The organism is Olleya sp. AS48 (genome assembly GCF_038900355.1).
In the GTDB taxonomy this organism is placed as follows: Bacteria; Bacteroidota; Bacteroidia; order Flavobacteriales; family Flavobacteriaceae; genus Olleya.
In genome coordinates, this window is the sequence record NZ_JBBMRD010000014.1 from 37,598 (window position 1) to 50,106 (window position 12,509).

11 protein-coding genes are annotated in these 12,509 nt (G+C 33.0%); 4 read left to right on the forward strand and 7 right to left on the reverse strand.

Annotated features, from left to right (window positions below):
* Nucleotides 1-27 precede the first annotated feature (27 nt).
* The 6 genes from WNY60_RS14600 to WNY60_RS14625 all read right to left on the reverse strand — a co-directional run bounded on the left by WNY60_RS14600 (nt 28) and on the right by WNY60_RS14625 (nt 6,685).
* Nucleotides 28-2,115 (reverse strand): FG-GAP-like repeat-containing protein, encoded by a 2,088-nt coding sequence (locus WNY60_RS14600; RefSeq protein WP_342862832.1) that lies wholly within the window; start codon nt 2,113-2,115, stop codon nt 28-30.
* A gap of 15 nt (nt 2,116-2,130) precedes the next feature.
* On the reverse strand, nt 2,131-3,222 hold the full coding sequence (locus tag WNY60_RS14605) for a hypothetical protein (RefSeq protein ID WP_342862833.1): 1,092 nt from the start codon (nt 3,220-3,222) through the stop codon (nt 2,131-2,133).
* Nucleotides 3,223-3,302: 80 nt separating this feature from the next.
* The gene (locus tag WNY60_RS14610; protein ID WP_145005255.1) at nt 3,303-4,292 is read right to left on the reverse strand and encodes an aspartate-semialdehyde dehydrogenase; all 990 of its coding nucleotides are present in this window, start codon (nt 4,290-4,292) and stop codon (nt 3,303-3,305) included.
* A 149-nt stretch (nt 4,293-4,441) separates the two neighbouring features.
* Nucleotides 4,442-4,843, reverse strand: a complete 402-nt coding sequence (mscL, locus tag WNY60_RS14615) for a large conductance mechanosensitive channel protein MscL (RefSeq protein ID WP_145005258.1) — start codon at nt 4,841-4,843, stop codon at nt 4,442-4,444.
* Between the two features lie 95 nt (nt 4,844-4,938).
* Complete coding sequence (gene alr / locus WNY60_RS14620; protein WP_145005261.1) at nt 4,939-6,045, reverse strand: alanine racemase; 1,107 nt, start codon at nt 6,043-6,045, stop codon at nt 4,939-4,941.
* On the reverse strand, nt 6,038-6,685 hold the full coding sequence (locus WNY60_RS14625; protein WP_145005264.1) for a thymidine kinase: 648 nt from the start codon (nt 6,683-6,685) through the stop codon (nt 6,038-6,040). Before WNY60_RS14625 ends, alr begins: the two co-directional genes overlap by 8 nt.
* A 120-nt stretch (nt 6,686-6,805) precedes the next feature.
* Between WNY60_RS14625 and WNY60_RS14630 the strand changes: the two genes are divergently transcribed.
* Entirely contained in the window at nt 6,806-7,537 is a 732-nt protein-coding gene (locus WNY60_RS14630; RefSeq protein ID WP_145005267.1) for a hypothetical protein, read from the forward strand.
* A gap of 32 nt (nt 7,538-7,569) precedes the next feature.
* A complete protein-coding gene (locus tag WNY60_RS14635; RefSeq protein WP_099568301.1) occupies nt 7,570-7,953 on the forward strand; it encodes a DoxX family protein in 384 nt (127 codons plus the stop codon).
* On the opposite strand, the gene WNY60_RS14640 is transcribed toward WNY60_RS14635, so the two are convergent.
* Nucleotides 7,942-11,331, reverse strand: coding sequence for a gliding motility-associated C-terminal domain-containing protein (locus WNY60_RS14640; RefSeq protein ID WP_342862834.1), 3,390 nt, complete (start codon nt 11,329-11,331; stop codon nt 7,942-7,944). The two genes, WNY60_RS14635 and WNY60_RS14640, sit on opposite strands and share 12 nt — an antisense overlap.
* 95 nt (nt 11,332-11,426) lie before the next feature.
* Between WNY60_RS14640 and rsmI the strand changes: the two genes are divergently transcribed.
* Together rsmI and WNY60_RS14650 are read left to right on the forward strand one after the other, a co-directional pair.
* On the forward strand, nt 11,427-12,101 hold the full coding sequence (gene rsmI, locus WNY60_RS14645; protein ID WP_145005276.1) for a 16S rRNA (cytidine(1402)-2'-O)-methyltransferase: 675 nt from the start codon (nt 11,427-11,429) through the stop codon (nt 12,099-12,101).
* 14 nt (nt 12,102-12,115) lie between these two features.
* Nucleotides 12,116-12,466, forward strand: a complete 351-nt coding sequence (locus WNY60_RS14650; protein WP_342862835.1) for a HopJ type III effector protein — start codon at nt 12,116-12,118, stop codon at nt 12,464-12,466.
* Nucleotides 12,467-12,509: the final 43 nt, after the last annotated feature.

The following is a 12,509-nucleotide window of genomic DNA, read 5'->3' on the forward strand; positions in this document are numbered from 1 at the left end:
TACTAACATGTGCTTTTTAAGATTTTTTTAATTCTTTATAAATTTTTGAGCTTTAATATTTCCGTTACTAATAATTTTTAAAATATAGTTTCCTGATTGAATATTTGAAACATCTAAAACGTTAGCATTTAATATTCCTTTTAATACTTGTCTTCCATTCATGTCAAAAACAGAATACTCTGTGTTTTTTAAAAGATGATTTTCATAATTTAAATTTAAACTGTGAGTCGTTGGGTTAGGGTAAAGTATTAGGTCAGACAATAAAAACTCATCAATACTTAATTGATTTTGACCTTCAATTATATTTAAAGTTTGATTAACTGTAGGATTTAAAATAACATCTACTATTCCAGAAGGCCATTCTACGGTTAAGCTTGTAATAGTGGTTGCTGTACCTAACCCAAAATGAGTATTTAAGGTGTTCATGTATCTAAATCCATCACCACTTCTAACATCTCTAATTTGACTACCTAAGGTTGTTTCTATTGTTATTCTAGCTCCAATTCCATTTATATTACTAACGTTTCCAACGGTATTTAATGTTATCCAATTATTAATCGTGGTGTCATTCATGTAAATTGAACCATCACTACTAAAAGCATCAATAAATCCATCTGTGTTTAAGTCTCCAAAAGATCCTGCTGTAGGTAATAGACCTGTATAAAGATTAAAAGTCATGTCACCATTACCAATTAATATATTTCCATTTGAAGCTAAGTCTAAAATACCATCATTATCAAAATCGTAAGTTACGTTTTCAATACCTGTAGCAGTCATATCTAATACTCCTGATCCAGTTGTAACATCTGTAAAGGTTACTATTCCAGTTGTTGTGTCTAAATCATTTCTCATTAATTTATGAGTTCCAGAACTAGCTCCAACAAACACATCCATATCACCATCGTTATCAAAATCTCCCCATGATGAAGACCATGTTTGCATTGGATCTGATAATCCAATTTGAGAGGCTACCTCTGTATAATTGACTACTAATGTATTTGAAGCATCGTAATAAGAGTCGTTTCTATACATTTGGTTTTTTCTTCTAGCTTCTTCACCACCACATTTGGCGATAAACATATCACTATCTCCATCGTTATCATAATCAACAAAAATTGATCCATAATGTCCACCAGATGCGTAATCTCCTAAATTAAAAGGAGCAGTTCCTACGGTTGATTGATAGTATTGCAAATTACCATTACCATCGTTAATATAATACACAGTAGGCTCTACATCATGGCAAACAAATGCATCTAAATGACCATCCATATTAAGGTCTGCAAAATTTGATCTTTGGGAAAAAACATATTCTGAGCCTGAAATTTCTGTAAATCCAGTTCCAGTATCGTTTGCTTTCATAAAGGTTACACCTTGTCCAGCTCCATATAATAAATCCGTATAACCATTGGCGTCATAATCTGCAGCAGCAAGACTCCAGTTTGGTGTGAAATCAGCAGAAGTGGTTGCAATATTGACAGTATTAAAACCACCTGTCGCTAATTGATAATTAATATTAATATTTGTAGCTGTAACAGCAACAACATCATCTAGAAAATCCCCATTCATATCAACAACAGCACGATTTGAACCGTTTGTAGAAAGTGATTGTTGACTAAATGTAACAGGAGCAGGAGGAGGTGGAATAACCACTGCACCTTCCGTTAATTCCCAATCAAACCCTGAGTCACTCCATTTATCATCAAAAGCAATGTAATATGATGTACCAACTATTACATTAAATGTCGCAACAGATAAGAAATTAGTTCCAGAATCATCATCTCCAGCAACACAGGTTAGGCTACCACAAGCTCCTGAATAGATATGTACACGTGTGTCTTTACCAGAATTTTGAGTTAAGTCTGTACTGATGGTTACAGAGTAGTCGTTAGTTGGTATATACCTGTACCATTCTCCATTTGTTGCCCCAGTTCCGTTTGCTGCACAAATAGGAGAAGGTATTTCTGTACCATCAATAATTCCGTTAAGGGTAAATGTCCCAGGACCAACTATAGCTGTGTCTGTATTTGTATCCAAGCAGCTGTTGCTGTTTGTTTGTGCTTTAATTATAAATGTAACTAAGCAAATTAAAATAGTAAGTAGTGGTTTTTTCATGGTTAGACGGTTAGTTTATTGGCAGGTTTGTGTTAGTGAAGTAATCCATTGCTCTAAAAGAATAACACCTTCTTGGTGTATTAGTGTTCTACCTAATAAAGGCATTCTATATTCTTCTTGTGTATTATTTAATCTAAAGTGAATTAATGAGCGTGCTATATTATTTGGTTCTACAATTTTAGAGTAAGGTGCTATTGGTGTATCTGGATCTACACAAACACCTAAACTAGTATCTCCTTGATAATCTCCAAATGCAAACCTAACAGGTCTGTAGTCACAATGTCTATCTTGACTGTGGCAGTGTGCACAATTAATATCTAAGTAACCTCTAATCCTGTCACTAAGTGTAGAAGTAACATCTTGCCAGTTAGAAACAGTATTGATCGTGTTAGGTAAGTTGTCTTCTAAATAACCAATTTCTATCCATTTTTGTAATTGATTTTTTACACCATCAGCGTATGCTAAATCTTTATTTAGATTTTGTGGTTTTGGACCAATTGGAATGGAGTTAACTTCAGACTTGTGGCAAGTAAAGCATTCTGCAGCAGACGGAATTCTGTAAGTGGTGGTTTTTGTTACTCCGTTTTCAATAAAAGTAACATCTGTATAACTTCCAGCTAAATCAAAGTATGCTTCTGTTTGATCATCATTCCAGATATAATTTGCAAATTTCCAACCTTCGGAAGATTTATACATTAATCGTGTTTCAATAATCCTTGATAAATTACTAGGTAATGTATTTTGGTAATAAAAGTTTTTTATAAAAACAGTGCCATCAGGAAAATTTAAAATTGAATAATCATTAACATAAGTTGCCTTTTGGTTTTTAGGCATCCAAATAAATCTTTTTTTGTGCGCGTAATCTGTAAATAAGGAATTAATAGGTTGATATGGCAGGACGCCTACAACAGGAGTTAAGTCTTTAAGGTTGTCTTTAAAAAAATGGTATTCTGATAATGTATTAAAAGGTGTTGCTTCTGGATTAAAAATAACAGGAGAGGTCTCTGTACTTTCTTGGATTGGGATATACGTTTCTTCTGAGCTACAAGAAAATTGCAACAAAGTAAAAAAAGCAATAACTAATAAGCTCGTGTAGTTTTTGACCATATAAAAAATATATGGTCACTAATATATAAATTAATTGACCTAAAAATGGTATTAACTTAATGAAATTTAGATTGTTATATCTAAACTAAGTTGTGTTTTACTAAATATTCTGCAATCTGAACAGTGTTTGTAGCTGCTCCCTTACGCAGGTTGTCACTAACAATCCACATATTAATAGAGTTTGCCTGAGATAAGTCGCGTCTAATACGACCTACAAAGACATCATCCTTACCATTGGCATATAAAGGCATTGGATAGGTGTTAGTGTCTAAATTATCTTGTACGACTACGCCTTCGGTTTGGCCTAAAAGCGTTTTAACTTCAGCTAAATCAAAATCATTTTCAAATGCAATATTAACAGACTCACTATGTCCACCAGCTGTTGGTATTCTAACTGCAGTAGCTGTTACAGCAATAGTATTATCGTTTAATATTTTCTGGGTTTCGTTAACTAACTTTAATTCTTCTTTGGTGTATCCATTGTCTTCAAATACGTCACAATGCGGAATTGCATTTTTAAAGATAGGATAGTGATACGCCATTTCTCCTGTAACGCCATTTAATTCATTTTCTAATTGTTGCACAGCTTTTACTCCTGTACCAGAAATGGATTGGTAAGTTGAAACGACTATTCTTTTAATTTTATATTTTTTATGAAGAGGAGCCAAGCACATAACCATTTGTATGGTCGAGCAATTAGGATTGGCTATTATTTTGTCTTCTTTAGTAAGTTGATTTGCATTAATCTCCGGAACCACTAGTTTTTTGTCCTGATCCATTCTCCAAGCCGAAGAATTATCAATCACAGTGGTACCTACTTCTGCAAATTTTGGAGCCCATTCTAATGATGTGCTTCCACCAGCCGAAAATAAAGCAATATCTGGTTTGGCATTTACAGCGTCTTGTAAGCTTACAATTTTATAATCTTTACCGTTAAATGAAAGTGATTTACCTACGGATCTTTCTGAAGCTACAGGTATAAATTCTGATATAGGAAATTGTCTTTCTTCTAATACTTTACGCATAACTTCTCCAACCATTCCGGTTGCTCCAACTACAGCTACTCTCATTTTAAATACAAATTAAATTAAAGGCTAAAATTAGGGTATTTAACTAAAAAAGTAATATAATTAGTATTAATTTTTTCGTAAAAATTTGAGCATAAAAAAACCGATTTTAAAACTAAAATCGGTTTTTTATGATAATACTAAAAATTAGATTACTTTTTTAAAGCATCTCTAATTTCCATTAATAATTCGTTATCAGATGGTCCTGCTGGTGCAGCTGGTTCAACTGGTTTTTTAGTTTTATTGTATGCTTTAACAATTAAGAACATGATAAATCCAACAATTATCAAGTTAATTATTGTATTAATCCAGCTACCATACATTATTGCATTTTCTGGTTTTGTAACAACACCAGCTGCGTCTACTACTGCCTCATCAAGTACAAGTTTTTTAGCAGCAAAATCAATTCCTCCTGCAAAATGTCCTACAAATGGCATAGCAACGTTATTTACAAAGCCATTAATTACTTGGCCTAATGCTCCAGCCATAATTACAGCAACCGCAAATTCAATTACGTTTCCTGTCATGATAAAATTCTTAAATTCTTTAAGCATAATTTTAATTTTTAATGTTAGTTAATATTAATGATATTCGAATTTAGTTAAAATTTTAACATAACTGGTACTTATCAAATATATGTAAATGACATTTATCGACGAAATACACGTTTTACACGTTGAGAGATGGCAGTAATTAATTCGTAGGAAATGGATTGTACATTTTCTGCTAAAGCCTCAGCAGTGTACTTGTTATCAAATACAATAACTTCGTCACCTTCATTACAATCTATGGAAGTGATGTCTACCATAATCATGTCCATACAAACATTACCTAGTATATATGCTTTTTGATTATTAATGGTTACAAATCCATTTTTGTTACCATATTGTCTTTTAATACCATCTGCATGACCTATTGGTAACGTTGCAGTTTTTGTATCTGTTTGTGCTATAAAAGCTCTGTTATAACCTAAGCTTTCTCCTTTTTTTATATGATGAATTTGCGAGATGTTTGTTTTTAAAGCTGTTATTGGTTTTAGGTGTTTGTTTACATTTGGATCGTTTCCAAAACCGTTTAATCCAATACCACTTCTTACCATATCAAAGTGTGCTTCTGGGTAGTTTATAATACCAGAGGTGTTACAAAGGTGTAAAAATGGCTTGTAGTCTAATTTGGCATAGACTTGTTTGTATATTGTTTTAAAATGTTCTATTTGAGATACAGTAAATGCTTTATCATCCAAGACTTCACTTTCTGCGAGATGAGAAAATAAACTGGTGATGTGTACCGCTTCGGTTTTAGATACTGTTTCAACTATTTTAAAAATATCTTCCAAACCAAAACCTAATCTATTTAATCCAGTGTTAAATTTTAAATGTACAGGATAGTTGTGTTGCTTATGTGTTTCTGCGGAAGCAATAAAAAGGTCTAAAACTCTTTGTGAGTATAGACTTGGTTCTAGGCAACGTGTTATAATGTCGTCAAAACTTACAGGTTGTGGATGTAATACTAGTATTGGTGTTGTAATTCCTGCATCACGCAGTGCTACACCTTCATAGGTATAGGCTACAGCAAAATAATCTACGTCTAATTGTTGCAGATATTTTGCAACTTCTACAGCGTCACTTCCGTAGGCAAAGGCTTTTACAACCGCTAAAAATTTGGTGTTTCCGGAGAGTTTTGATTTTAAAAACTTAAAATTATGTTTTAGTGCTTTAAGGTCTATTTCTAAAACTGTTTCTTGAGCTTTATTCATTAGAGATTTTAGATTTTGTGTCAATCTCTTGGGCATCTTCTACCTTTATGTGTTTCACTTTTTCTCTAAGTGTTGCTTTATAATACGCAGCTCTGCTTAGTGGCTCATACTCTTCAGTTTCACCTAACAAAACAAGGTTGTCATTTGCAGATTTCCTGAAACTATATTGTGCTAGGTTTCCGGTTCTGGTACAAACAGCGTGTACTTTTGTAACATATTCTGCTGTTGCCATTAAATAAGGCATTGGTCCAAAAGGATTACCTTTAAAGTCCATATCTAAACCTGCAACAATTACGCGTATGCCTTTATTAGCTAGGTCGTTACAAACACGAACGATTTCGTCATCAAAAAACTGAGCTTCGTCAATACCAACCACATCACAGCCATCCGCAAGAATTGGAATATTAGCTGCAGCAGGTACAGGAGTGGATCTAATCTCGTTAGCATCGTGCGATACTACCATTTCATCATCGTAACGAACATCAATAGCTGGTTTAAAGATTTCTACTTTTTGTTTAGCAAATTGAGCGCGTTTAAGTCTTCGGATTAACTCTTCAGTCTTTCCAGAAAACATTGATCCACAGATGACTTCAATCCATCCAAATTGTTCTTTTTGATTTACTGTATTTTCAAGAAACATTTTGTAAATTTAGCACTAAAACGTAAAGCATTTACGTTTTGTATAAAGGTGGGTCAAATTTATTAAAAATCAAAAGGCTAACTTGCAATTAATTCAAAAATTATAAAAAAAAATAAAACCATGAAGAAGAAATTAGAATCAGAATTAATGAGTATTGCACACAGGATTCTAAAACTAGTTGGTAAAGAAGACGTTAATAGGATGCATGCAGAAGTTGCTGTTTTGTATGAAAAGTTAACCGTTTTAAAATTTGCTAACGAAAACTTTGAAGATAGTTTACCGACTATTGGTAATGACTCTTCATTTTTTGATATGTTAGATTCTGCTTTTAATAACAAAGTAAGTGATAACATAGAGGTAGATGATAAAACCTATATCAATTTGGATGATGCAGATCAGGATGATATTATGGAGCCAGTCATGGAGAAAATAAAGGATATGGTTGCTCAAATGCCACAAGAAACTCACCAAGTGGATGACCTAATTGAAGCAGTTATACCAAAGCAAAATTATACTAAAAATGATTTTGAAGAGATAACCGCAGGCTTTGATGAGATTCCTGTTTTTGATCCTGTGTCAAAATCTGATATAAATGAAAAAAAGAGTTTAAACGATAAACTTAAATCTGGTTTAAACATTGGATTAAACGATAAATTAGCATTTATTAAGCATTTATTTGATGGCGAACCTGACGATTATAATAGAGTATTATCACAACTTAATACGACTACAACTTTAGACGAAGCGTTTAATTTAATTAATAATGTAGTTAAACCAGATTACAATAATTGGGTTGGTAAAGAAGATTACGAAGTCCGTTTTATGGAAATTATCGAAGCTAGATTTAAGTAGTTTTTAGGTTAATAATACTTTAATTTTATTAAATGAAACAAACGTCTATTAAGACCTTATTATATTGGATTGCTACAATTTTAGTTTGTGTGATATTTTTATATTCAGCACAGATGTACTTTTTTAATATAGAGATGGTTGAAGGTTTTTTTAAAGCACTAAATTATCCAACCTATTTAGTAATTCCTTTAGCAATAGCCAAAATACTTGGTGTTGTTATGATTTTATGGCGAAAAAATAAATGGTTAACAGAATGGGCTTACGCTGGATTTTTCTTTGATGCTTTATTAGCAACAGTAGCACATTACAATGCAGGACATGGTCTTTTTGGTATGTCTTTTTATGCTGTTATTATAGTTTTAATCTCTTATTTTTTAGGGTTATCGGTTCGTCAAAAAAACAAACTAATAGTTTAAATATATATATCCTACCAAAGGATTTTTTATTGTTGAAATATTTAACACATAATAATAAGTGCCAACAGGTAACATTTTGTTTTGATTTAAAGGACCTTGATTTGGCATTCCGTTCCACTCATTAATATAGTTGTTACTTTGGTATATTAATGTACCATATCTATTGTAAATTTTTAAATCATTATTTGGATAGTCTTCAATGCATGGAATTACAAAGGTGTCGTTTACCATATCACTTCCAGGAGAAAACCCTTTAGGGATTTGTAAACAATCATCAACAGAAATTATTGCCCAATCCTGATTATTTGTGTCATCCCTATCAATCTGTAAAACTTCAGTTAAAGTAGCAGTGTTGAGAAGATTATTGGAAGATATAACTTGAGCTGTTATTGTTAAACTCTCTGATTGATTTGGTAATAAGTGGCTTATACTCCATAAAAACGAATTTACGTCATAATTTCCAAAGCTTGTGTTAGCAGTTGTAAGTTGATAGCCAATTGGCAGTTTTTCAAAAATCATAATATTTGTAGCTTCGGTTGTTCCAACATTACTAGCGCTAATGGTAAAAGTAACCTCTTGACCAATAGAAGTTTGTGTTGGAGTTACAGATTTTAATACTTCAATATCAACATTAGATGTATCCTCTAAAACAGTTAATGTTGCATCTGCTTGAGAGCTATCAATATTATTTTGATTGCTAAAATTGCTACTGTTATTATTGTATATACCTTCCATTGTAGAGGTGACCAAAACCGAAAAACTACAACTTGCCACACCTTCTGGAATAATTAAGTCAGATACGCCAACAAATGTTCCGCCTAATGAGCTAGTAATTGTTGCAGTACATCCATTACTATCTGTCCAAGATATTGGACCTGCTATAGTTAATCCAAGAGGTAAATTGTCTGTAAAGTTTATATTTGACTGTGCTGCGTTACCAGAAACATTAAATACTGTAAACTCTAATATACTTTGTTGACCTACAATTATTTGGTCTGGAGTAAAGGTTTTTAAAACCGTTGGAGCAATAACTTGCATATTGCTAATAGACAGGTTGGTGTCTGGAGTTAGCTCATTATTTTCGTTAATGTTGGCTATGGCTTGTGCAGTATTTGTAAATGCACCACCATAACTTGGAGCTGTTACCGGAATTGCTATTTGTATTGTAGAGCCTCCTTCCATATTTGTAATATTACCAGAAATAGTATTACCAGAAATATTAAATGCGGACATGCAGGATGCTATGCCTGACGTCACAATACAAGTTGGTGTTCCGTTTATTGTAAATTCTGGACCTAATATATCTTCAAAAGCAATATTTGTTGCGTTTGAACTTGTGTTACTATTTGTGATGTCTATTATCCAATTAAATGTACTGTTTACACCAACAGAGGTGAATTCGGGATAGGTCTGTACAACGATGTCAATGCAAGGAGCTAAATATGTAATAACGTGGTCTGTATTGTTGAGTAAATCAATTTCATTGTTATAATCTACGCTTTCTATTGAAACATTATTTCTTACAATAATAGGATCTGTGCTACACTCTGGTTGCCAATCTACAACCACTTCATAGGTTATTGAGCTTTGCGCAGGAAGTACCACATTTTCTTCAGGAGTAATTTCCCAAAAAACATCGCTTTCTCCTGCTTCAGGAATACCATCCAGAAACTCTCCGATGTTAGCATTAATAATATCATAACAAGTGGCAGTACCTGTGGTATTAATACAATTTACAGAAATTAATGTTCCTGATGAGGCTTCAGTAATAAAATCACTTAAATAAATTATAGAATCTACATTGCCATAATTAGTCGCCACAACTTGATATGTGACTTCTCCCCATTCTATTGTGTTTGTTGGTGTTAAACCACTTGGTAAAACTGGGTTTGTCTGTTCTTTTGTAATATTAAGCATAACAGTTTCGGCAGGATCACATTCCTCTAAAGGAGGTAATAACAAGAAATCACTATCAGCATTATTTCCAATATTTGGATCAATAATAGTGCTTTCTAATAAATTTACACCACTTCTTACGTGTACCAAAGTATTATCGTCTAATTGTATCGAGCAGTCGTCTGGTTCAATAAATACTACAACAGTAGTTACTGTAATTGTAGTGTTAGTGGGTAGGAAAAATTCGCTGCTTTCCCAAAACTGATCCTGATCAGTTAAAGTAAAATCTGTACAGGCAACAGGACCTGTGGTAGCATCACAATTTATGGATATAATGTCCCAATCGGTATTTAAGGTTAAATTTTGAAGAAAAAAGCGCATATAAGCATCTTCAGGACCCATATTACAAATAGTGGTTACAAAAGTTACTTCTTCGTTCCAATTAATTTCTGCTAAAGGATCAGGATTAGTTTGTATAGTAGTTATACATAAATCCGTCATGTCGCAAAGGTTTCCTTGTGGTAATGGATTAGTAATTATGTTGGAACTATCTGAAGATTGATTGATATCAGAAGGGATAAACGTTAGTTCGATTAAACTTGACAATTCTAAATTGGCAAGCTGTATCGCACATGTTGGATCTAAAAAAAGGACTTCCATTTCAAAAGTTATAGATCCTCCAGGTGTAAACTCGATAGGTGTTGTAAAGGTAAAAAAAGGTTGATACGATGTAATCCCAACTGTTACACCTGCATATGTTGAGGTGTCAGGACACAGCACACCAGCAGTAGTACTAATGCAATTTAAACTATTAAGTTGTATTATGGGTACACCAATTAAAGGTCCAAAAGGATTATCAAATCTACTTATAAAGCTTTGTAATGGAAAAGGGATGTCACTATTATTTGTAATAGTAAATTGATAAGTTATAGTTTGGTTCCAATCACTTATTGAAGTGCCTGAAGTAGGTGAAATTTGATTGTAATCAACCGTAAAGTTAATTGGAGGTTCGACTATGTCAATAGATATAACAGACGTGTTGTTGGATAAATTATTATCCGTTGTGCCTTCAGGCGAAAAAACTGTGGCGTTGGTAGCAACACCTCCAGGAGTTAAAGAGGCCTTAACAACAACCTTTAATTGTACACTACTATTTGAGGGTAGGTTTGCTATTGTACCAGATATTGTGTTTCCGCTTAAAGTGATTGGTGTAATTACGCTGGCTCCACCAGTTTGATTTTGACTATTTGTACTTAAAACCGTTAAGTTAGGATTTAATGTTTGTGTAAAAGTTGCATTAGTAACATTGCCTCCCGAATTAAAAATGGTAATAATATATTGAAAATCTTGATAAATATTAACTTGCGAAATTGAACTGCCAGATAAGTTTTGTGCAGCAACTACTATTGATAAATCTGTAGTTTGCGCTTTGCTTATTAAAAATGAAAAACAAAACATAATTAAGCAAAACGATTTTTTCATAGTTGGTTGGTTTATTGATAGATGTCTAAATTACTAAAAGGTTGCTTCAACTCTCTCAAAAAGATTGTAAATTTGAATTAGAATTCAGTTAAAACATGAGTAAATTATACATAGTTCCAACACCAATTGGTAATCTTAAAGACATGACATTTAGGGCTGTAGAGGTTTTAAAAGCAGTCGATTTAATTTTAGCAGAGGACACACGTACCTCAGGAAAGTTATTAAAACACTATCAGATTAGTACGCAAATGCAAAGTCATCATATGCATAACGAGCATAAAACGGTGGATAATTTGGTCCAAAAATTAAAAGCAGGAACCACTGTTGCATTAATTAGTGATGCAGGGACACCAGCCATTTCAGATCCAGGATTTTTACTAACACGAGCCTGTATAGAACATGGTATTGAAGTAGACTGTCTTCCAGGAGCAACTGCGTTTGTGCCAGCATTAGTAAATAGTGGCTTCCCTAATGATAAGTTTGTTTTTGAAGGTTTTTTACCAGTAAAAAAAGGTCGTCAAACAAGATTAAAGCTATTAGCCGAAGAGACCAGAACCATTATTTTTTACGAAAGTCCACACAAATTAAATAAAACCTTAGGTCATTTTTGCGAGTATTTTGGAGAGGACAGACCAGTATCAGTGTCTAGAGAACTAACTAAATTATACGAAGAAACCATTCGCGGAACCGCAAAACAGGTTTTAGACCATTACACTAATAAACCACCTAAAGGTGAAATTGTAATAGTGGTAGGTGGAAAAAGTAAATAATATATAGGATAAAGATGACAATAACAGCATTTAAATTAAAATTAAAAAACACACCAAATACTATCGCTTTCGCGGAAACGATGCAAGTCGTGGATACGTATTTTGATTTTACACCAACAGCTTTTGCAAATGGTTTGGTGCAAAATGCTGCAGGAGAAAATTCAGGTTCATGCAAAGTATTTGCTTTTGCAAAAGCAGAAGCTTTATCTAAAACCGAAACCTTGGCATGTTTTGGAAAGTATTATTTTGATGACGTTTTAAAAGACCCAAACGGAACAGGTCATCAAAACGTCAGAAACTTTATGATAACAGGTTTTGAAGGGTTGCAATTTGACCAAAACCCATTAACTAAAAAGAAAATCTAATAAAAAACCTCACTAGATATAGTGAGGTTTTTTATTATTAACT

Coding starts and splice junctions, on each gene's coding strand:
- WNY60_RS14600 (WP_342862832.1), bottom strand. CDS start 2,115: ATGAAAAAACCACTACTTACTATTTTAATTTGCTTAGTTACATTTATA.
- WNY60_RS14605 (WP_342862833.1), bottom strand. CDS start 3,222: ATGGTCAAAAACTACACGAGCTTATTAGTTATTGCTTTTTTTACTTTG.
- WNY60_RS14610 (WP_145005255.1), bottom strand. CDS start 4,292: ATGAGAGTAGCTGTAGTTGGAGCAACCGGAATGGTTGGAGAAGTTATG.
- mscL (WP_145005258.1), bottom strand. CDS start 4,843: ATGCTTAAAGAATTTAAGAATTTTATCATGACAGGAAACGTAATTGAA.
- alr (WP_145005261.1), bottom strand. CDS start 6,045: ATGAATAAAGCTCAAGAAACAGTTTTAGAAATAGACCTTAAAGCACTA.
- WNY60_RS14625 (WP_145005264.1), bottom strand. CDS start 6,685: ATGTTTCTTGAAAATACAGTAAATCAAAAAGAACAATTTGGATGGATT.
- WNY60_RS14630 (WP_145005267.1), top strand. CDS start 6,806: ATGAAGAAGAAATTAGAATCAGAATTAATGAGTATTGCACACAGGATT.
- WNY60_RS14635 (WP_099568301.1), top strand. CDS start 7,570: ATGAAACAAACGTCTATTAAGACCTTATTATATTGGATTGCTACAATT.
- WNY60_RS14640 (WP_342862834.1), bottom strand. CDS start 11,331: ATGAAAAAATCGTTTTGCTTAATTATGTTTTGTTTTTCATTTTTAATA.
- rsmI (WP_145005276.1), top strand. CDS start 11,427: ATGAGTAAATTATACATAGTTCCAACACCAATTGGTAATCTTAAAGAC.
- WNY60_RS14650 (WP_342862835.1), top strand. CDS start 12,116: ATGACAATAACAGCATTTAAATTAAAATTAAAAAACACACCAAATACT.